The sequence below is a fragment of the Sinorhizobium kostiense genome, from assembly GCF_017874595.1.
Taxonomy (GTDB): domain Bacteria; phylum Pseudomonadota; class Alphaproteobacteria; order Rhizobiales; family Rhizobiaceae; genus Sinorhizobium; species Sinorhizobium kostiense.
Genome location: NZ_JAGILA010000001.1, coordinates 791641 through 810394 on the forward strand (window position 1 = coordinate 791641; position 18754 = coordinate 810394).

20 protein-coding genes are annotated in these 18754 nt (G+C 62.4%); 14 read left to right on the forward strand and 6 right to left on the reverse strand.

Features of this window, described 5'->3' with window-relative positions; translation table 11 throughout:
- The first annotated feature begins 18 nt into the window (after positions 1–18).
- The 6 genes from denD to J2Z31_RS03550 all read left to right on the forward strand — a co-directional run bounded on the left by denD (position 19) and on the right by J2Z31_RS03550 (position 6434).
- Entirely contained in the window at positions 19–999 is a 981-nt protein-coding gene (denD, locus tag J2Z31_RS03525; protein WP_209600489.1) for a D-erythronate dehydrogenase, read from the forward strand.
- Between the two features lies 1 nt (position 1000).
- Positions 1001–1777, forward strand: a complete 777-nt coding sequence (locus tag J2Z31_RS03530) for an SDR family oxidoreductase (RefSeq protein ID WP_209600490.1) — start codon at positions 1001–1003, stop codon at positions 1775–1777.
- A gap of 83 nt (positions 1778–1860) precedes the next feature.
- The gene (locus J2Z31_RS03535; RefSeq protein ID WP_209600491.1) at positions 1861–2928 is read left to right on the forward strand and encodes an ABC transporter ATP-binding protein; all 1068 of its coding nucleotides are present in this window, start codon (positions 1861–1863) and stop codon (positions 2926–2928) included.
- 253 nt (positions 2929–3181) lie between these two features.
- A complete protein-coding gene (locus tag J2Z31_RS03540; protein ID WP_209600492.1) occupies positions 3182–4492 on the forward strand; it encodes an ABC transporter substrate-binding protein in 1311 nt (436 codons plus the stop codon).
- A 92-nt stretch (positions 4493–4584) separates the two neighbouring features.
- Positions 4585–5517: a carbohydrate ABC transporter permease gene (locus tag J2Z31_RS03545; RefSeq protein WP_209600493.1), complete on the forward strand. Its 933-nt coding sequence runs from the start codon at positions 4585–4587 to the stop codon at positions 5515–5517.
- Between the two features lie 14 nt (positions 5518–5531).
- Entirely contained in the window at positions 5532–6434 is a 903-nt protein-coding gene (locus tag J2Z31_RS03550) for a carbohydrate ABC transporter permease (protein WP_209600494.1), read from the forward strand.
- Positions 6435–6437: 3 nt separating this feature from the next.
- Here J2Z31_RS03550 and J2Z31_RS03555 read toward each other — a convergent pair whose 3' ends face one another.
- Together J2Z31_RS03555 and J2Z31_RS03560 are read right to left on the reverse strand one after the other, a co-directional pair.
- Positions 6438–7082 (reverse strand): DUF6064 family protein, encoded by a 645-nt coding sequence (locus J2Z31_RS03555; RefSeq protein ID WP_209600495.1) that lies wholly within the window; start codon positions 7080–7082, stop codon positions 6438–6440.
- Positions 7083–7090: 8 nt separating this feature from the next.
- Positions 7091–8008, reverse strand: coding sequence for an aldo/keto reductase (locus J2Z31_RS03560; RefSeq protein ID WP_209600496.1), 918 nt, complete (start codon positions 8006–8008; stop codon positions 7091–7093).
- A 119-nt stretch (positions 8009–8127) separates the two neighbouring features.
- Here J2Z31_RS03560 and J2Z31_RS03565 point away from each other — a divergent pair, with 119 nt between their 5' ends.
- On the forward strand, positions 8128–8727 hold the full coding sequence (locus J2Z31_RS03565) for a YdeI/OmpD-associated family protein (protein ID WP_209600497.1): 600 nt from the start codon (positions 8128–8130) through the stop codon (positions 8725–8727).
- A 104-nt stretch (positions 8728–8831) separates the two neighbouring features.
- Here J2Z31_RS03565 and J2Z31_RS03570 read toward each other — a convergent pair whose 3' ends face one another.
- Both J2Z31_RS03570 and J2Z31_RS29585 read right to left on the reverse strand, forming a co-directional pair.
- A complete protein-coding gene (locus tag J2Z31_RS03570; protein WP_209601097.1) occupies positions 8832–8999 on the reverse strand; it encodes a hypothetical protein in 168 nt (55 codons plus the stop codon).
- Between the two features lie 421 nt (positions 9000–9420).
- Positions 9421–9543, reverse strand: coding sequence for a hypothetical protein (locus tag J2Z31_RS29585; RefSeq protein ID WP_268828414.1), 123 nt, complete (start codon positions 9541–9543; stop codon positions 9421–9423).
- 327 nt (positions 9544–9870) lie between these two features.
- Between J2Z31_RS29585 and asnB the strand changes: the two genes are divergently transcribed.
- The 7 genes from asnB (at position 9871) to minE (ending at position 16761) form a co-directional block, all read left to right on the forward strand.
- A complete protein-coding gene (gene asnB, locus J2Z31_RS03575; RefSeq protein ID WP_209600498.1) occupies positions 9871–11805 on the forward strand; it encodes an asparagine synthase (glutamine-hydrolyzing) in 1935 nt (644 codons plus the stop codon).
- Positions 11806–11829: 24 nt separating this feature from the next.
- Positions 11830–12096: an acyl carrier protein gene (locus J2Z31_RS03580; RefSeq protein WP_209600499.1), complete on the forward strand. Its 267-nt coding sequence runs from the start codon at positions 11830–11832 to the stop codon at positions 12094–12096.
- A gap of 25 nt (positions 12097–12121) precedes the next feature.
- Complete coding sequence (locus tag J2Z31_RS03585; RefSeq protein WP_209600500.1) at positions 12122–13669, forward strand: class I adenylate-forming enzyme family protein; 1548 nt, start codon at positions 12122–12124, stop codon at positions 13667–13669.
- A complete protein-coding gene (nadE, locus tag J2Z31_RS03590; RefSeq protein ID WP_209600501.1) occupies positions 13666–14673 on the forward strand; it encodes an NAD(+) synthase in 1008 nt (335 codons plus the stop codon). The genes J2Z31_RS03585 and nadE overlap by 4 nt, the downstream gene beginning before the upstream one ends.
- Positions 14674–14905: 232 nt before the next feature.
- Complete coding sequence (minC, locus tag J2Z31_RS03595; protein ID WP_209600502.1) at positions 14906–15655, forward strand: septum site-determining protein MinC; 750 nt, start codon at positions 14906–14908, stop codon at positions 15653–15655.
- A gap of 33 nt (positions 15656–15688) precedes the next feature.
- Positions 15689–16504, forward strand: coding sequence for a septum site-determining protein MinD (gene minD, locus J2Z31_RS03600; protein WP_209600503.1), 816 nt, complete (start codon positions 15689–15691; stop codon positions 16502–16504).
- Positions 16501–16761 carry a cell division topological specificity factor MinE gene (minE, locus tag J2Z31_RS03605; RefSeq protein ID WP_209600504.1) on the forward strand — a complete coding sequence of 87 codons (261 nt, stop codon included), beginning with the start codon at positions 16501–16503 and terminating at the stop codon, positions 16759–16761. Before minD ends, minE begins: the two co-directional genes overlap by 4 nt.
- Before the next feature lie 147 nt (positions 16762–16908).
- Here minE and J2Z31_RS03610 read toward each other — a convergent pair whose 3' ends face one another.
- Together J2Z31_RS03610 and J2Z31_RS03615 are read right to left on the reverse strand one after the other, a co-directional pair.
- Positions 16909–17583 carry a hypothetical protein gene (locus J2Z31_RS03610; protein ID WP_209600505.1) on the reverse strand — a complete coding sequence of 225 codons (675 nt, stop codon included), beginning with the start codon at positions 17581–17583 and terminating at the stop codon, positions 16909–16911.
- Positions 17584–17642: 59 nt separating this feature from the next.
- Positions 17643–18665 carry an LLM class flavin-dependent oxidoreductase gene (locus tag J2Z31_RS03615; RefSeq protein ID WP_209600506.1) on the reverse strand — a complete coding sequence of 341 codons (1023 nt, stop codon included), beginning with the start codon at positions 18663–18665 and terminating at the stop codon, positions 17643–17645.
- Positions 18666–18754 lie beyond the last annotated feature (89 nt).

Consider the following 18754-nt stretch of genomic DNA (forward strand, 5'->3'; position numbering starts at 1 on the left):
GGAGGAGGTTCGCCGCGAATGCATGTCATGGTTATCGGTGCGGCCGGCATGATCGGCCGGAAACTCGTCGAAAGACTGGCCGCCGCGGAGGGCGCTCTCGGCTATGAAGTCAGCCGGCTGACATTGGTGGACGTCATCGAGCCGCCGATCCCGGCACCGATCGCGGGCAAGTCGGCGACGCTCGCGATCGATCTCTCTTCGGAGGGCAGCGCCGAACGGCTCGTGTCCTCGCGACCGGACGTCATCTTCCACCTCGCGGCGATCGTCTCCGGTGAAGCGGAGGCGGATTTCGACAAGGGCTATCGCGTCAATCTCGACGGCACGCGTGCGCTCTTCGACGCGATTCGCCAGGGGCAACGCCAGCGCTATTTCCCGCGGCTCATCTTCGCCTCGTCGATCGCCGTCTTCGGCCAGCCTTTCCCGGAGAAGATCGGCGACGAGTTCTTCACGACGCCGCTCACGAGCTATGGCACGCAGAAGGCGATCTGCGAATTGCTGCTGGCCGACTACACGCGCCGCGGCTTCTTCGACGGCATCGGCATTCGTCTTCCGACCATCTGCATTCGCCCCGGCGCGCCGAACAAGGCGGCTTCGGGCTTCTTCTCGAATATTCTCCGCGAGCCGCTCGTCGGCAAGGAGGCGGTTCTGCCGGTGGAGGAAAACGTCCGCCATTGGTTCGCAAGCCCGCGCTCGGCCGTCGGCTTCTTCGTTCACGCCGCCCGGATGGATACGGCCGTCATCGGCCCACGGCGCAACCTCACCATGCCCGGCCTTTCGGCGCTCGTCGGCGAGGAGATCGAGGCGCTCGGGCGCGTTGCAGGCCCGAAGGCCGTCAGCCTCATCCGCCGCGAGCCGGACCCCGTCATTCGCGCGATCGTCGCCGGCTGGCCGACCAATTTTGACGCGCGTCGCGCCCGTAAACTCGGCTTCACCGCCGAGACGAACTTCGACGAGATCATCCGCATCCATATCGAGGACGAACTCGGAGGCAGGATCTGACATGGCAGAGGGCAAGAAATCAGGGGCGGGCAAGATCGCGCTGGTTACGGGGGGCGGCACGGGCGTCGGCCGCGGCATCGCCAGGGCGTTGAGCGCCGAGGGCTTCACGCTGGTCATCACCGGGCGCCGTGCGGACGTGCTCGAGGCTGCTGCCGCTGAGATGGCAGCAGAGACCGGAGGCGCCGTACACGCGGTTTCCTGTGATGTCGGCGATCCGGGCCAGGTCGCAACGCTCTTCGACACCATCCGCACCGAATTCGGCCGGCTCGACCTGCTCGTCAACAATGCCGGCTCCAACGTGCCGCCGGTGCCGCTCGAGGAAGTGACCTTCGATGAGTGGAGCGGGATTCTCGCCGCGAACCTGACTGGCGCCTTCCTTTGCACGCAGGCTGCCTTCCGGCTGATGAAGGCGCAGGAGCCTCGCGGTGGCCGCATCATCAACAATGGCTCGATCTCGGCGACGACGCCGAGGCCCAATTCCGCGCCTTACACGGCGACGAAGCACGCGATCACCGGGCTCACCAAGTCGGCCGCGCTCGACGGGCGGCCGTTCGACATCGCTTGCGGCCAGATCGACATCGGCAATGCCGCGACCGACATGACGCAGAAGATGAGTAGCGGCGTGCTGCAGGCAAATGGCGAGATTGCACCCGAGCCGACCATACCCGTCGAGCACGTCGCGGAGGCCGTCGTCTACATGGCGAGCCTGCCGCTGTCGGCCAACGTGCTGACGATGACGGTGATGGCGACAAAAATGCCGCTGGTCGGCCGCGGATAGAGGTCAAAGCCTCCGTCTGCCCTATATCCCGCTGCGGGAAAGGGCGATCGCGGAGACAGGATACGGTTCTGGGAGGAACGCATATGGCAGGCGTGGATTTTGTCGATGTCAGGAAGTCCTTCGGTTCTTTTCCGGTCATCAAGGGCGTGAACATCGAAATCGAGGATGGCGAGTTCGTCATTCTTGTCGGTCCGTCCGGTTGCGGGAAGTCGACCCTGCTCCGCATGCTCGCGGGTCTTGAGAACATCACGGCCGGCGAGATCCGCATCGGCAACCGCATCGTCAACCGGCTGCCGCCGAAGGACCGCGACATCGCCATGGTGTTCCAGAACTACGCGCTCTATCCGCACATGACGGTTGCCGACAACATGGCCTTCTCGTTGATGCTCGCGGGTCGGCCGAAGACCGAGGTCGACAAGCGGGTCGGTGTAGCTGCCGATATCCTCGGCCTGTCGAGGCTGCTCGACCGATATCCGCGCCAGCTATCCGGCGGTCAGCGCCAGCGAGTCGCCATGGGGCGCGCGATCGTGCGCGATCCGCAGGTGTTCCTCTTCGACGAGCCGCTGTCGAATCTCGACGCGAAGCTGCGTGTCGCGATGCGCGCCGAAATCAAGGAACTGCACCAGCGCCTGAAGACCACCACCGTTTACGTCACCCACGATCAGATCGAGGCGATGACCATGGCCGACAAGATCGTCGTCATGCATGACGGCATCGTCGAGCAGATCGGCGCGCCACTCGAGCTCTACGATCAACCGGCCAACCTTTTCGTCGCCGGATTTATCGGCTCGCCGGCGATGAACATGCTCAATGGTCACCTCGATCCGAGCAATCCCAATGCCTTCTTGACGGTGGACGGCACGGCTCTGCCTGTGGCGCGCCCTGCCGCCGCGGCACGGGGGCGTAATCTCATCTACGGCCTCAGACCCGAATACCTGTCGCTCGATCCGAACGGATTGCCTGCCGAGGTCGTGGTGATCGAGCCGACCGGTTACGAGACGCAGATGATCGTGAAGCTCGGCGGCGCGGACGTGACCGGTGTTTTCCGCGAACGCGTGAATGCTAGGCCCGGCGAGACGATCCGTCTGTCGATCGACAGCCAGCATGTTCACCTGTTCGACACCGAGACAGGACGACGACTGTTCGATTGAGCCTACAGCTCCGCGCGTCTTATCAGACGCGCAAGGGTCGCTGTAGCACTTTGACTTGCTGCATGTCTCTCTCCTTAAATCGAGGTCGATTTAAGGAGACATGCAGTAGCGGCGAACTGGGAGTGGGAGGAGTCTTCACCCCGTGCCGCACGACTGATGCCAGGTCCGCCGGGCGTCGGTGCGCCGCATTCGCCAAGCGGGACGGCGAATGCCGGTCGGAGATGCTCCCGCTATACAAAGGAGGAGTAGCAAAATGCCGATAAAGAGACGTGATTTCCTTGCAGGTTCCGCGGCACTCGCGGGCATGGCCGGCCTTCCGCTCGGCGTTCGTCCGACCTTCGCGCAAGCGGAGCCGAGCTACAAGCCAGAAGAGGGCGCAAGCCTTCGGCTACTGCGTTGGACGCCCTTCGTCCAGGGTGACGAGGATGCGTGGCTCGCCAACACCAAGAAGTTCACCGAGGCGACCGGCGTCGAGGTCCGTATCGACAAGGAGAGCTGGGAGGACATCCGCCCGAAGGCAGCCGTCGCCGCCAATGTCGGCTCCGGTCCCGACATGGTGCTGTGCTGGTTCGACGATGCCCATCAATACCCGGACAAGCTCGTAGAGCTGACTGAGCTCGCCAACTACCTCGGCGAGAAATATGGCGGCTGGTACGACGGCCTGAAGGGCTATGCGACCCGCGACGGCAAGTTCATCGCCATGCCGCTCACAGCAATCGGCAACGCCGTCTGCTACCGCGACAGCCACGTGAAAGCCGCGGGCTTCAGCGAGTTCCCCAAGGACACCGCGGGCTTCCTCGAGCTCTGCAAGGCGATGAAGGCCAAGGGCACCCCGGCCGGCTTCCCGCATGGCAAGGCCGTCGGCGACGGCAACAACTATGCCCACTGGCTGCTCTGGAGCCATGGCGGCAAAATGGTCGACGAGGCCGGCAAGGTCACCATCAACAGCCCCGAGACGTTGGCCGCGATCAACTATGCCAAGCAGCTCTACGAGACGTTCATTCCGGGGACCGAAAGCTGGCTCGACATCAACAACAACCGCGCTTTCCTCGCCGGCCAGATATCGCTCACCGCGAATGGCGTCTCACTCTACTACGCGGCCAAGAAGGATCCGGCGCTCGCGGAGATCGCGACCGATCTCCGCACGACAAACTTCCCGATCGGTCCGGTCGGGCAGAGTGTCGAGCTGCACCAGACGAGCTCGATCCTCCTCTTCAACCACAGCAAGTATCCGGAAGCGGCCAAGGCCTACATCAAGTTCATGATGGAGGGCGATCAGATGAACGCGTGGATCGAAGGCTCCAGCGCCTATTGCTGCCAGCCGCTGAAGGCCTTTGCCGACAATCCGATCTGGACGGCCGACCCGATCCACGCGCCCTATGCGAAGGCTTCCGAGACGCTGCGGCCGAACGGCTATGCCGGTCCGCTCGGTTACGCCTCGGCGGGCGTCATGGCCGATTATGTGCTGGTCGACATGTTCGCCGCCGCCGTGACGGGGCAGATGACGCCCGAGGATGCGATGGTCGAGGCGGAACGGCGGGCCAACCGCTACTATCGCCTCTGACCTTTTTGGCGCCGGCGGCCAAGACCGCCGCGACACGCAAGGCGTCGGCGGTCACCGCCGCCGGCGCAGTCCAGTCCAGCCGGAGAAACTCGATGTCTCTCACGTCGTCCGAAAAGCCGCCAAGTGCGATGGCTTCGCTGATGCAGAACAACAACGTGCTCGGCCTGCTCTTTATGCTGCCGGCCGCCGTGTTCCTCATCTGCTTTTTGACCTACCCCTTGGGCCTCGGCGTCTGGCTCGGGTTTACCGATACGCGCATTGGCCGCGACGGCATCTTCATCGGCCTCGAGAACTATGTGTTTCTGGCGCGGGACTCGGTCTTCTGGCTCTCGGTGTTCAACACCCTTCTCTATACCTTCGTGGCGTCGATCCTGAAGTTTGTGCTCGGCCTTTGGCTGGCGCTCTTGCTCAACGAAAACCTGCCGTTCAAGTCCTTCTTCCGCGCGATCGTGCTTCTGCCCTGGGTCGTGCCGACGGTGCTTTCGGCGCTTGCCTTCTGGTGGATCTACGATTCGCAGTTTTCGATTCTCTCCTGGTCGCTGATGCAGCTCGGCCTCATCGACGGACCGATCAATTTCCTCGGCGACCCGACGAACGCACGCGCTTCCGTTATCGCCGCCAATGTCTGGCGCGGCATCCCCTTCGTAGCGATATCGCTGCTTGCCGGTCTCCAGACAATTCCGCCGTCGCTGCAGGAGGCGGCTTCGCTCGACGGTGCCACCAGCTGGCAGCGCTTCCGTTATGTCACGCTCCCGATGCTGACGCCGATCATCGCCGTGGTGATGACCTTCTCGGTGCTCTTCACCTTCACCGATTTCCAGCTCATCTACGTCCTGACCAAGGGCGGACCGGTGAACGCGACGCATCTGATGGCGACGCTGTCCTTCCAGCGCGGCATTCCGGGCGGGCAACTCGGCGAGGGGGCGGCGATTGCCGTCGCCATGATTCCCTTCCTGCTGGCCGCCATCATGTTCAGCTTCTTCGGGCTGCAGCGCCGCAAGTGGCAGCAGGGCGGCCAAGATTAAATCGGGAGGATCGAATGAACACCACTGCGACGAAAATCGAAGACGAAGTCCTCACCGATACCGCCGAGGGCATGAGCTATCTGAACCGCCTGCCGCGGAGAATAGTCGTGCTTTACCTGCCGATCGCGGTCTTCGTCTTCGTGCTGCTCTTCCCGTTCTACTGGATGGCGATCACCGCCATCAAGCCGAATGCGCAGTTGACCGACTACAACAATTACAGCCCCTTCTGGGTGGTCCGCCCGACGCTCGACCACATCAAATATCTGCTCTTCGAGACCTCCTATCCCGGCTGGCTTTGGAACACGATGCTTGTTGCCGTCGGTTCGACGATCCTTTCTCTTGCGGCCTCGATCTTTGCGGCCTATGCGATCGAGCGGGTGCGCTTCACCGGAGCGCGGCCCGTCGGGCTGATGATCTTCCTTGCCTATCTGGTGCCGCCGTCGATCCTCTTCATCCCGCTCGCCTTCATCGTCTTCAAATTCGGCATCTACGATTCCAAATTGGCGCTGATCTTCACCTATCCGACCTTCCTCATTCCGTTCTGCACCTGGCTGCTGATGGGCTACTTCCGCTCGATTCCCTTCGAACTCGAAGAGAGCGCACTGGTGGACGGGGCGACGCGCTGGCAGATCCTCGTCAGGATCATCCTGCCGCTCGCCGTTCCCGGGCTGATATCCGCCGGCATCTTCGCCTTCACGCTTTCCTGGAACGAGTTCATCTATGCGCTGACCTTCATCCAGTCCTCGGAGAACAAGACAGTGCCGGTCGGCGTGCTGACGGAACTCGTGCGCGGCGATGTGTTCGAATGGGGTGCGCTGATGGCGGGCGCGCTCTTCGGCTCGCTGCCGGTCGTCCTCCTCTATTCGTTCTTCGTCGATTACTACGTCTCGTCGATGACGGGCGCGGTGAAGGAGTGATGGCTACCGGCGAGACAGCAGCACCAGCGCGAGTGTTGCGACGATGGAGGCGAACGGCACCCAGGCGCCGGGATCCTGCAGAGCCCAGAGCGTGAGTCCGCTGACGGCGCACCAGAGGAGCGGAATCGGCAGCAGAAGCCAGGGCGGTTTTGGTGAGAGTGCCAGCACGGCACCAAGCGTGGTCGTCGCCGTCGGATCGGGCATCAGGCCGAAGCTTTCCGCTGAGGCGATGGAGCGGCCGGCAAAAGGAGCAAGCAAGGGATAGGCGATGAGCCCGAGGAGCATCAGACCGATGCCGCCATAAAGCCGCACTGCCGGCGGTGGCGCACCCGCTGGCCGGATGCTCACGACGATCAGGCCTGCCTGCAAAAGGAAAGCGGCTGCCGCGTAGGATACCGGCCAGTTGATGACGGCGTACCGCATCCACAGGAACTGCCAGGCACAGAAAGCCCAGGCAATTGCCAGTGCCGGAAAGGCGATGGCGCGATTCTTGCGCCGGACCGCCAGCATCAGCACAAAAAGCCCGCCGGCGATGAAGATGATCTGCAGCGGCCAGACGTCATGGTTGTAGCGTTCGACCAGGCGATAATAGACGCGCGGCGAGAACATCAGGAAGTCCACGAGGCGATAGGTGATCCAGTCGGACATCGAATGCCTCAGAGGGCTTCCACATAATCGACCATGCGCCGACGCGATCGTTCGTCGGGCAGAATACCCGTTGCCGCCTCGAGATTCTCGCGCACATGGTCGACGCGGGTGGTTGCCGGAATGGCGCAGGTTACTGCCGGATGGGAGATGATGAATTTGAGCAGGAACTGCGCCCAGCTCAGTGCGCCCGTCTCGTCGAGCCATGCCGGCAGGGGTTCGTCTTCGAACTGGCGGATGAGTCGTTTCTGACGGAACGGACGGTTAACGATGACGCCAATTCCTTTCTCCTTAGCCAGCGGCAGGATTCGTTCCTCCACCTCGCGGTCGAGGATATTGTAAGTGATCTGAACAAAATCGATCGGCTCGCTCGCCATGACGCGCTCGATCTCGCGGTGCCGGCGACCTTCCGAGGTCGTGATGCCGACATAGCGGATCTGCCCGGAAGCCTTCATCTCGAAAAGCGCCGGCAGGTGCTCTTCCCAGGAAACGAGGTTGTGGACCTGCATGAGATCGAAGGTCTCGACACCCCAATAGGCGCGCGACGCCTCTATCTGAGCGGTGCCGCGTGTCGGATCGGAAATCCAGACCTTCTCGGCGGAAAACAGGCGCTCGGGATAGCGGAGCTTGCGAAGCCCGTAGCCGATCGTCGGCTGGGAAGAGCCGTACATCGGCGAGGAATCGACCATGCGGCCGCCGCTTTCGAAGAAGGCCGCCAGCACGGCGGCGCATTCGTCCTTCAGTACCGGATCGTCGCCGACATTGAAGGTGATCCAGGTGCCGAGGCCGACCACCGGCATCAGTTCGCCGCTGGAGGGGATCGGCCGGCTGACGAGGTTGGCCGGCTGGCCGAGGGCCAGGCGCGGCATCAGGGGAAGCAAGGCGCCAAGGCCAAGGCCTTGAACGGTCGCCCGCCGGGTGATTATCATGGGACCGCTCCTTTGCCTGCGATGGGTTTCGTTAGCCTATCTCCTTCGTCGGGCGAGAGCATGAATGCTTGCATGGGAACGAAGCCACGAAGTCGTGAAGCGAAACATGAGGGCCGGCTATGGCGCCTGTTTACGTCAACCCGGAGAAGGTGCGTACCTTCGAGGACGGGGAGAGCTTTTATGCGTGGCTCGCAGAGCACCACGGCGAGGAGGACGAGGTCTGGATCAAGATCCACAAAGTCGGTTCCGGGCTCAGGTCGATAACGCCGAAGGAGGCTATCGATGTCGTGCTCTGCTGGGGATGGATCGATGGCGTCCGCAAGGCACTTGATGATAAGAGCTATCTTCAGCGCTACACGCCGCGCACCCGCAAGAGCATCTGGAGCCGGATCAATGTCGACAACGTCGCCCGCCTGATCGACGAGGGCCGGATGACCGAGCACGGGCTGAAACAGGTGCAGGCGGCGAGGGCTGACGGACGTTGGGATCGCGCCTATGAAAGCGGCAAGGAGATGAAGATTCCCGATGATTTGCAAGCCGCGATCGACGCCGAGCCGATGGCAAGGGCGATGCTGGAGACACTGAGCGCCCAGAACCGCTATGCGCTCGCCTTTCGCCTGCACCAGATGAAGACCGAGGCAGGGCGGAAAAAGAAGATCGACGCCTTCGTCGGCATGCTCAAGCGCGGAGAGACGATCTACCCGCAGGGCAAGACCTAGCGCATTGGCCCGAAAATCGATCCCGATTTTCGGAAAGCTCGATGCGCGAATTCGAAGAGTTACAGCGATCTTTGCGCCTCTGAAAAGACGCGGCGCTGTAGGCTCTAAGTTCGAGCGTGGCTGTGTGCTGTTTCGCTTGGCTCCAGTTCCGCCGGACTGTCGGGGCGCGGCCGTTCGACTTCGAGTTCCAGATGGCGCTGTGCTTTGCGCACGTGCTGCCATTCCTTCTCAAGGCGCAAGAACGCGTCTGTCGACATGAACTTCGACTGCATTATGAACCCTCCATCGCGGCTGCGTCAGAAACACGCAAGCGCATTCTAAGTTCCCTACGTGGGGTCCCTGCGATTTCCGAGGCGCGAAGAATTCCGGCCGCTTTGTCGTAGCGCGTCTTAACTCAAGGTCGATTCAGGGAGACACGCAGTAGTCTCGTTCTGCAACAGCCGCCAACTCGCGTCGCCGATATGGTGAGGCCGCCGCGGCAGTCACTGCACGTCGGCAGCCTCAGGCTTTGCGCCTCATCGTGGATTCCACTCCAGGGGGCCGCTACTCGTCAAGGTTTAGCCTTGTAGTCAATTCGTTCTGCCGCTTACTCCGGAGTACTGGCAACTCCCCCGGGTTTCGGACTTGCTTGGACGAATGAGTTATTGTCGACCAAAACATGCGAGCGCGGGTCTTCCTGCGGACACATCTTATTCAGGTCGCGGCCATCGTCAGCGATGCGACGGCGAGGATCAGGCAAAGGCTCAACGCGACGGCAATGCCGTATCTCATCATTTTCATCCGGCGTGTGCGAACACCAGTCCAATCGTAGCTCATCATGTGCTCCGAGCGATATAGCCTTCGATCGTGAAGATTGGATGGTTTTTCTTAACAAACCGGAAACCTTGCTCAAAACGCGCATGCCGAGGAAGGCGGTCTACGCGGGCAATGGCACGGCCGATCAAGTACGGTCATTGGAAGCGCGAATGTAAAACTTTAATAAATTCGCCATACGATATTTCAAACGAGATTTAAACTTCACTGTTTCCGTATTCATTGGCTTTTCAATTTACCATTTTTCCAGAATCATTTTGCAGTTAACTCTTGCAGGGTTCATTTGCTCTATAGTCCCGGCCGAAATGGGGCGTGGGAAGCAGTTCTGGCATGTGCGGGTTCAGCGGCTATTTTGGTTCAATACGAGACGGAAATGCCCTTCTCGGAAGGATGACGGCCGCGATTGCGCATCGCGGCCCGGATGAGCATGGCACTTTCACCGCACCGCAGGCGGGACTCGGCCACGTGCGGCTGTCGATCGTCGGACTTGGCGATGGACAGCAGCCGATGTCGGATGCAAGCGGCGAGCTGACGATCGCCTTCAACGGCGAGATCTTCAACTATGTCGAGTTGCGCGACGAACTGCGTGCCCGTGGCCGCCGATTCCGCACCGCGAGCGACACCGAGGTCATCCTCCATCTCTATGACGAGATGGGGGAGGACTGCGTCTCCGTGCTCAATGGCGATTTCGCTTTCGCGATCTTCGATGCGCGGCGCCGCCGGATGATGCTGGCGCGCGATCGCATGGGCGTGCGGCCGCTGTTCTATACGATGCAGGGCAGCACGCTCTACTTCGCCTCGGAGGTGAAGGCGCTGCTTCAGGTGCCGGGCGTGTCCGCCGAGATCGACCCGATTGCGCTCGACCAGATCTTTACCCTCTGGGCGCCGATCGCGCCCCGCACAGCCTTCCGCAACATCCTAGAACTAGAACCGGCGCATCTGATGATCGCCGATGAGCGCGGCGCCACGAGCCGGGCCTACTGGCAGCTTGAATTTCCGGATCGGAGCGAGGCGCCGGCATACACCAACGAAGGACGCGCCGCCGAGGAACTGCGCGCCTTGCTTGATGACGCCACCCGCATCCGCATGCGCGCCGACGTCCCGGTCGGGGCTTACCTCTCCGGCGGGCTCGACTCCTCCATCGTCTCTGCGCTCGCAGCCGGTATGACGCCGCGGCGCCTTCGAACCTTCTCGGTCACTTTCGACAGTGCGGAACACGACGAAAGTGCATTCCAGCTGGAAATGGCCACAGCCCTCGGCACGGAGCACAGCTCGGTCGCCTGCGAGGCAGGCGATATCGCCAGGGTCTTCCCGGAGGTCATCCGCTTCACGGAGAGGCCGATCATCCGCACCGCGCCCGCGCCGCTTTTCCAATTGTCTGGCCTGGTGCGCGAGGCGGGGCTGAAGGTGGTGTTGACGGGCGAGGGCGCCGACGAGGTGTTCGCCGGCTATGACATCTTCAAGGAAGCGCGCGTGCGCCGCTTCTGCGGCCGCCAGCCGGGCTCGCGCATAAGGCCGCATCTCTTCCGCAAGCTCTATCCCTATCTGCCGGGGCTCAAGCAGCAGTCGCCGGAATATCTCGCGGCCTTCTTCGGCGCCGGTGACGATCCGCTTGACGATCCGCTTTTCTCGCATCGGCCGCGCTTCAAGGGCACGGCGGCGACGAAGCTCTTTTTCTCTGCCGAGCTGCGTGCGGAACTCAACAACTATGACGCGACGGAAGAACTGATCGGCCGTCTGCCTGCGGAATTCGGCCGCTGGCATCCGCTTCATCAAGGACAATATCTCGAAAGCCGGTTCCTGCTCCCCGGCTACATCCTTTCGAGCCAGGGCGACCGCATGGCCATGGCGCACGGAATCGAGGGCCGCTTTCCCTTCCTCGACCATCGCCTGGTCGAATTCGCCGCCCAGCTGCCGCCGGAGATGAAACTCCAGGGACTGACCGAAAAGCATATCCTGCGCCAGGCGACCAGGGATCTCCTGCCGCCGGCGATCGGCAAGCGGACGAAGCAGCCCTACCGCGCACCCGACAGCCATGCCTTCAGCGGTGCCGGTGCGTTCGATTACGTCCGAGATGCGCTGAGCGAGGAGGCAATCGCCGCCAGCGGTCTCTTCAATGCCAAGGCCGTGGCGAAGCTCCACGAGAAGTGCCGCACCCGCCCAGCTTCGGGCTTCCGCGACAACGCGGCTTTCGTCGGCATCCTCTCGACTGAGCTATGGCTGAAGACATTTACCGGCGCCGGCCGCAAGGCGGCGGCCGCTTGAAAGCAATCAAGAAAAGGATTGGACATGACACAGACGATCAACGACAAGCTCAAAGCCTTCATCATCGAGAACTTCCTGTTCGGCGATGCGTCCTATGAGCTCGCCGACACGGCATCGCTCATCGAAAACGACATCATCGATTCGACCGGCGTCCTCGAACTCGTCGCCTTTATCGAGGACCAGTTCGGGATCGCGATGGCCGACGCCGATATCGTTCCGGCAAACCTCGATTCGCTTGCGCGTATCTCGGCCTTCATCGAGGCAAAGGCCGCCGTCCCGGTCACGGCTTGAAGCAGCGCAGCGGGGGCTTTCGGGCATGAGGTTCGAGCAATTCCTTATGAAGAACGCCGCAGCACATGGTGCGAAGACGGCGCTCATCACCGAGCGGAAACGGCTGAGCTACGCGGAACTGGATGAGCTTTCGGCCAGGCTTGCCGCATCGCTTGCCGCGAACGGAGTCAAGCGGAACGACCGCGTTCTGGTCTTCATGGACAATTGCTGGGAGGCGGCGGTCTCAATCTTCGCGATCCTTAAAGCCGGCGCGACCTTTAGCCCGATCAACGCCTCCACCAAGGCCGACAAGCTTGCCTATATCATCGGCGACTGTGAGGCAGCGGCGATCCTGACGCAGGCGAAGCTGATGCCGATCGTTACGGAGGCGCATGCCCTTCCACGCGACGACGCGCCTTTCGTTGCCTCGACCGCAGCACCCACCGGGCGCACGCCTGAGGGGGCCGCCTCCTTCGAGGAATGCCTGAGCGCTGCAGCCGCTCCTGTTGCTCATGCCGGCATCGACGTCGATCTCGCCATGCTGATCTATACGTCCGGCTCGACCGGTCGCCCCAAGGGCGTGATGATGACTCACCGCAATATCGATGCGGCATCAGAGTCGATCACCACCTATCTCTGCAACCGGCCGGACGACGTGATCCTAAACGTCCTGCCGCTCGCCTTCGATTACGGCCTTTATCAACTGCTGATGGCGATCCGCATCGGCGCCACCCTGGTACTCGAAAAATCCTTCGCCTTCCCGCAGGCGATCTTCGAACGCATTCGCGCCGAGGGCGTCACCGGTTTCCCGCTGGTGCCGACCATGGCCGCGATGATCCTGCAGATGCGCGATCTCGAGCCCGGTTTTCTGCCGAGCCTGCGCTACATTTCCAACACCGCCGCCGCGCTGCCGCCGCCGCACATCGCTCGCCTTCGCGAGCTGTTTCCATCAGCGCGGCTCTATTCGATGTACGGGCTGACGGAGTGCAAACGCTGCACCTATCTGCCGCCGGAAGAGCTCGATCGCCGGCCGGGATCGGTAGGGATCGCCATTCCCAACACGGAAGCCTTTGTCGTTGACGACGAAGGCAGGCGTGTGCCGCCGGGCGTTGCCGGCGAGCTCGTCATCCGTGGACCGCACGTTATGCAGGGCTATTGGCGCAACGATGCGGCGACCGAACGCATGCTGCGCCCCGGGCCGAACCCGTGGGAAAAAGTGCTCTACACCGGCGACCTGTTCAGGACCGACGAGGAAGGTTTCCTCTATTTCGTCGGTCGCAAGGACGACATCATCAAGACACGCGGCGAGAAGGTGGCTCCGAAAGAGGTCGAGACCGTTTTGCATGCCCATCCGGGCATTGCTGAAGCCGTGGTCATCGGCATTCCCGATCCGGTGCTTGGAGCTGCGGTCGGCGCGCTGGTTGTCCTCTCCGACCCGACGCTCACCGAAAAGGAAATCATCCGCCACTGCGCCCGTCATCTCGAAGACTTCATGGTGCCGAAGATCGTCGAATTTCGCACCGAGTTGCCGAAGACGGATACGGGCAAGGTAAGCCGCAGACTTGCTGCCGAGACATTGGAGCCCGCCGAATGAACATCCGCCCGGATCAGGAAAGTTTCGTTTCCTCCGCCGATATCCTGAAAATCGACGAGGCGGCGGAGACTGAGCGGATCGTCGCGGGCCTGCGTGCGCAATTGCGCGCAATGCGCAAGCGCGGACTCGTGCTGGGCCTTTCGGGCGGCATCGATTCCAGCGTCTCGGTGGCGCTTGCCGTGCGCGCCGTCGGCGCCAGGAACGTCTTCTGCCTGTTCATGCCGGAAAACGATTCCGATCCTGAGAGCTTGCGGCTCGGGCGGCTGGTGGCGGATACGTTCGGTGTCGAGGCGATCGTCGAGGATATAGGCCCGACGCTTGCAGCAATGGGCTGCTATCAACGCCGCGATGCCTTCATACGCGAACTGGTGCCGCACTATGGGCCGGGCTGGGCGTCGAAGATCGTCATCGCCAATGCGCTCGAAGGCGACGGCTACAACATCTCCTCGCTCGTGGTGCAGGACCCGGAAGGCAATCGCACGAAGCTGCGCATGCCGCCCTCGGTCTATCTCGGCATCGTCGCCGCGACGAACATGAAGCAGCGCACCCGCAAGCAGATCGAATACTACCACGCCGACCGGCTGAACTTCGCGGTGCTCGGGACCCCGAACCGACTCGAATACGACCAGGGTTTCTTCGTCAAGAACGGCGATGGTGCGGCGGACGTCAAGCCGATCGCGCACCTCTACAAGTCGCAGGTCTATGCGCTTGCCGCCCATCTCGGCGTGCCCGAGGAAATCCGGCGCCGCCCGCCCACCACCGACACCTATTCGCTCGAGCAGACGCAGGAGGAGTTCTATTTTTCGCTCCCCTACGATCGAATGGATATCTGCCTCTTTGGCCTGAACAACGGCTTGAGCGCAGAAGATGTCGGCCGCGCGACAGATTTGACCGCAGTTCAGGTCGAGCGCGTCTGGGCCGACATTGCCGCAAAGCGCAAGGCCACCCGTTACCTGCATCTCGGGCCGCAACTCGTGCAGGCGGTTGAAGAGATTGGCGATTGATCTGAGCTCGATAGGCGGAATGGAGTAACTACGGCAGCTGCATTTGCGCTGCCTCCGCCAAAGCGCTCGCTGCTTCTGTCATCTCGCACCCTCGTTATCATCTTCGTTGAGGCTGTCCGGCCGCAATTTCCGCAGGGTCGGACGTCCGCTCTCCAGCCCCAAGCAGGCTAGGCGGGTTAACCATTTGTTAACCGTGACTCGCCTACATCTTGGCAACGGAAAATTAACGTAGATGACCAAAGTGCTAACTGACACCCGCTCCATCCGCATCAAGGGCCGCTCGTTCCTGGCGCTGGTGCTTTCGCCGGAGCCTCCGCTCGACGGTTGGCTCGCCCGGCTCGACGATCTAGCCTCGCGTTCCGCGGGGTTTTTCCTGGGGCGGCCGGTGGTGCTCGATGTTGCGGACATCGAGATCGACCGGGCGCAACTCAAGAACCTGATCGATGAACTTGGCAAGCGCAACGTGCGCATCATGGGCATCGAGGGCGGTCGCCCATCGCTTTTCGAGCCCGGCATGCCGCCGGCAATGCGGGGCGGGCGACCGGCTCCCGACGTCGAAGTTCCGACCCTTGAGGCAGGCGCCGACGCGAAGGCGGCGGGGAACAACGAAGCGGCAGCGGTCCCGCAACTTGAGCAGCAATCAGCACGGGCGATCTCGTCGATCGTCATCCGGGAACCTGTGCGCTCGGGACAGTCGGTGATCTTTCCGGAGGGCGACGTCACCGTCATCGGCTCCGTCGCCTCCGGTGCGGAGATCATCGCCGGCGGTTCGGTTCACATCTACGGGACACTCAGGGGGAGGGCGCTGGCAGGGTCCGTCGGCAATTCTTCGGCGCGCATTTTCTGCCGCCGGCTGGAAGCAGAACTGCTGGCAATCGACGGCGTCTACAAGACAGCGGAAGACATGGCCCCCAATCTTCGTGGCCAGGCCGTGCAGCTCTGGCTCGAAGGCGATTCGATCATGGCGGAAAGACTTAACTGAGCCGATGTCCGGCCAGCAGACAGGAGCGGGAAGATGGCGAAAGTAATCGTTGTTACATCAGGTAAGGGTGGCGTCGGCAAGACGACGTCGACCGCCGCGCTCGGTGCGGCGCTGGCGCAGAGAAACGAGAAGACCGTCGTCGTCGATTTCGACGTCGGCCTGCGCAACCTCGATCTCGTGATGGGCGCCGAGCGGCGGGTGGTCTACGACCTCGTCAACGTCATTCAGGGCGATGCCAAGCTGCCGCAGGCGCTGATCCGCGACAAGCGGCTGGACACGCTGTTCCTGCTCCCGGCCTCGCAAACACGCGACAAGGACGCCCTGACGCCCGAAGGCGTCGAGCGGGTGATGGCTGAACTCAAGAAGCATTTCGACTGGGTCATCTGCGATAGCCCCGCCGGCATCGAACGCGGCGCGACGCTCGCCATGCGGCATGCCGACATCGCCGTCATCGTGACCAATCCGGAGGTCTCTTCCGTCCGCGATTCGGACCGCATCATCGGCCTGCTCGATTCCAAGACCGAACGGGCCGAGCGCGGCGATCGGGTGGAGAAGCACCTGCTCCTTACCCGCTACGACGCAGCCCGTGCCGAGCGCGGCGACATGCTCAAGGTCGACGACGTGCTCGAGATCCTGTCGATCCCGCTCATCGGCATCGTTCCGGAAAGCACGGACGTGCTGCGCGCCTCCAACATCGGCGCTCCGGTGACGCTCGCAGACAGCCGCAGCGCCCCGGCGCTCGCCTATCTCGACGCCGCCCGCCGGCTGACAGGTGAGACGGTCCCGATGACTATTCCGGGCGAAAAGCGCGGACTGTTTGGCAAAATATTCGGACGGAGGGCAGCATGAGCATATTCCGTTTCTTCAACAAACAGACGTCTGCGCCGACGGCGCGGGAGCGCCTGCAGGTGCTGCTCGCCCATGAGCGCGCCTCCGTCGGCCACTCCGATCTCGTGGCGCTGTTGCGCGAGGAAATTCTAGCCGTCATCGCCAAGCATGTTCAGGTTGACGGCGACAAGGTGAGCGTCAAGATGGACCGCGGGGAGAACGTCTCGACTCTGGAAGTGGATATCGAGATCCCGCTGAAGGCCGTGCGTGCGGCCTGAGACACTAGAGCGTCGCGCGTCTTTTCAGACGCGCGGCACAGTGATCTTTGAATCTGCGCGTCGAGCTTTCCGATATTTCGGTTTCGGTTCTCGGGTCGATGCGCAAGACCAGCGGCCGGCAGTACCGGCCGTCGTTTGAAGGCTGCGTCAGAGAACGCAGCCGCACCGCGCCGAACGGGCATAGGTGATGAGTTCGGCTCGCCGGCTGCGTCCGTCGGTGAGGAACTCGTCGATTGCCGCCGCCACCACGTCGGGCCGATGGCGCGCCCAATGGCCGAGGCCGTGGAGGGCAGCCTCCTGACATGCAACCGACTCAAGCCGCAGCGTTCGGCTCATCACATCGATCGCTGTCCGCTGCAGGAGGTCGCAGTCCGGATCGTCGGGTAGCGCCAGGCACGGAAACTCATCCCACCACATGTAGCAGACGCCGTTCAACGGCGCCGCGCCGGCTTCGTCGATGTGACCCAGGATAGGGGCACAGCGCGGAGCGAAGAGCTCCGCGAAGACGCCCTCGATCGCTTCGATGCAGTGCAGGCGCGCAGCCATCGGCGTGGCTCTGCTGTAGAACCAACCGTTGTCGCCTGATGCACTGGTGCTCAGCAGATAGGTGAGCCCTTGAGCGATCTGCGCATCGGAAAAGCCGGCGAGAGACCGCTCGATTGTCGAAAAGAGCCGGGTGAAGTGTTCGATCGCCATAGGCGGCTGGGGATCCCACCAAGGAGGGTCTTCGTCGAAGAACCAGGGATAGCCGTGCGGCCGGACGGGCGGGCCAAAGGCGTGCTGTAGCCAGGCATCATAACTCAGGTCCGACACGGCTGGCATTCCGATCCCCAGCTGATGGTTGTTGCCGTCGCAAAGCGTTTGTGCGCCCAAGCGCGCCTTTACCGCCAACCAAGGGCCGGGGCGACATGGGTCAGTATTGCTTCGATCACATGAGCGTTATAGTCGACGCCTAGCTGGTTGGGCACCGTCAGAAGCAGCGTGTCGGCCTCGGCAATGGCCTCATCTTTCGCCAACTGCTCGACAAGGACGTCCGGCTCGGCGGCGTAGCTTCTACCAAAGATTGCCCGCGTCTTCTCGTCTATGAAGCCGATCTTATCCTCATTCTCGTCGCCGTAACCGAAATAAGCGCGGTCGCGGTCGTTGACGAGCGCGAAGATGCTGCGGCTGACGGACACCCGCGGCTCGCGTTCATGGCCCGCCGCCGTCCATGCCTCGCGGAACGCCCGGATCTGATCGGCCTGCTGAATGTGGAAGGGAAGACCACTTTCGTCGTCCTTGAGCGTGGAACTCTGCAGGTTCATGCCGAGCCCGGCCGCCCAGACCGCGGTGGCGTTCGAGCCGGCGCCCCACCAGATACGCTCGCGAAGGCCCTCGGAATGGGGCTCCAGGCGCAGGAGTCCTGGCGGATTGGGGAACATCGGCCGAGGATTGGGCTCAGCAAATCCTTTGCCGCGCAGCACCTCGAGCAGCACCTCCGTGCGCCGACGGGCCATGTCGCTGTCGCTCTCACCCTCGGCAGGCGCGTAGCCGAAATAACGCCATCCGTCGATCACCTGTTCGGGAGATCCGCGGCTGATGCCGAGTTGCAGGCGACCGCCCGCGATTATGTCGGCCGCGCCTGCGTCTTCGACCATGTAAAGCGGGTTTTCATATCGCATGTCGATCACCGCCGTGCCGATCTCGATGCGGCTCGTCTTGGCCCCCACGGCGGCGAGCAGCGGAAACGGTGAAGCGAGCTGACGGGCAAAGTGGTGCACGCGGAAATAGGCCCCGTCCGCCCCGAGTTCCTCTGCCGCAACGGCAAGCTCGATCGACTGCAGGATGGCATCGGAGGCGGAACGCGTTTGCGACTGCGGTGAGGGCGTCCAGTGCCCGAACGAAAGGAAACCGATCTTCTTCATGATTATGGTGCTCGTTGGTTTGCCGGACTTCATGGCACAAATAGCGCCGGGGACAAAGATGTCACCGTGAGACTCGTCCCTGCTGTCGA

Excerpts from the sequence above, each read along its gene's own strand:
- J2Z31_RS03530 (WP_209600490.1), top strand. The coding sequence starts at position 1,001 with ATGGCAGAGGGCAAGAAATCAGGGGCGGGCAAGATCGCGCTGGTTACG.
- nadE (WP_209600501.1), top strand. The coding sequence starts at position 13,666 with ATGAACATCCGCCCGGATCAGGAAAGTTTCGTTTCCTCCGCCGATATC.
- J2Z31_RS03555 (WP_209600495.1), bottom strand. The coding sequence starts at position 7,082 with ATGTCCGACTGGATCACCTATCGCCTCGTGGACTTCCTGATGTTCTCG.
- J2Z31_RS03565 (WP_209600497.1), top strand. The coding sequence starts at position 8,128 with ATGGCGCCTGTTTACGTCAACCCGGAGAAGGTGCGTACCTTCGAGGAC.
- J2Z31_RS03585 (WP_209600500.1), top strand. The coding sequence starts at position 12,122 with ATGAGGTTCGAGCAATTCCTTATGAAGAACGCCGCAGCACATGGTGCG.
- J2Z31_RS03560 (WP_209600496.1), bottom strand. The coding sequence starts at position 8,008 with ATGATAATCACCCGGCGGGCGACCGTTCAAGGCCTTGGCCTTGGCGCC.
- J2Z31_RS03535 (WP_209600491.1), top strand. The coding sequence starts at position 1,861 with ATGGCAGGCGTGGATTTTGTCGATGTCAGGAAGTCCTTCGGTTCTTTT.
- asnB (WP_209600498.1), top strand. The coding sequence starts at position 9,871 with ATGTGCGGGTTCAGCGGCTATTTTGGTTCAATACGAGACGGAAATGCC.
- J2Z31_RS03580 (WP_209600499.1), top strand. The coding sequence starts at position 11,830 with ATGACACAGACGATCAACGACAAGCTCAAAGCCTTCATCATCGAGAAC.
- J2Z31_RS03540 (WP_209600492.1), top strand. The coding sequence starts at position 3,182 with ATGCCGATAAAGAGACGTGATTTCCTTGCAGGTTCCGCGGCACTCGCG.
- J2Z31_RS03615 (WP_209600506.1), bottom strand. The coding sequence starts at position 18,665 with ATGAAGAAGATCGGTTTCCTTTCGTTCGGGCACTGGACGCCCTCACCG.
- J2Z31_RS03545 (WP_209600493.1), top strand. The coding sequence starts at position 4,585 with ATGTCTCTCACGTCGTCCGAAAAGCCGCCAAGTGCGATGGCTTCGCTG.
- minE (WP_209600504.1), top strand. The coding sequence starts at position 16,501 with ATGAGCATATTCCGTTTCTTCAACAAACAGACGTCTGCGCCGACGGCG.
- J2Z31_RS03610 (WP_209600505.1), bottom strand. The coding sequence starts at position 17,583 with ATGCCAGCCGTGTCGGACCTGAGTTATGATGCCTGGCTACAGCACGCC.
- J2Z31_RS03570 (WP_209601097.1), bottom strand. The coding sequence starts at position 8,999 with ATGCAGTCGAAGTTCATGTCGACAGACGCGTTCTTGCGCCTTGAGAAG.
- minC (WP_209600502.1), top strand. The coding sequence starts at position 14,906 with ATGACCAAAGTGCTAACTGACACCCGCTCCATCCGCATCAAGGGCCGC.
- minD (WP_209600503.1), top strand. The coding sequence starts at position 15,689 with ATGGCGAAAGTAATCGTTGTTACATCAGGTAAGGGTGGCGTCGGCAAG.
- J2Z31_RS03550 (WP_209600494.1), top strand. The coding sequence starts at position 5,532 with ATGAACACCACTGCGACGAAAATCGAAGACGAAGTCCTCACCGATACC.
- J2Z31_RS29585 (WP_268828414.1), bottom strand. The coding sequence starts at position 9,543 with ATGAGCTACGATTGGACTGGTGTTCGCACACGCCGGATGAAAATGATG.
- denD (WP_209600489.1), top strand. The coding sequence starts at position 19 with ATGCATGTCATGGTTATCGGTGCGGCCGGCATGATCGGCCGGAAACTC.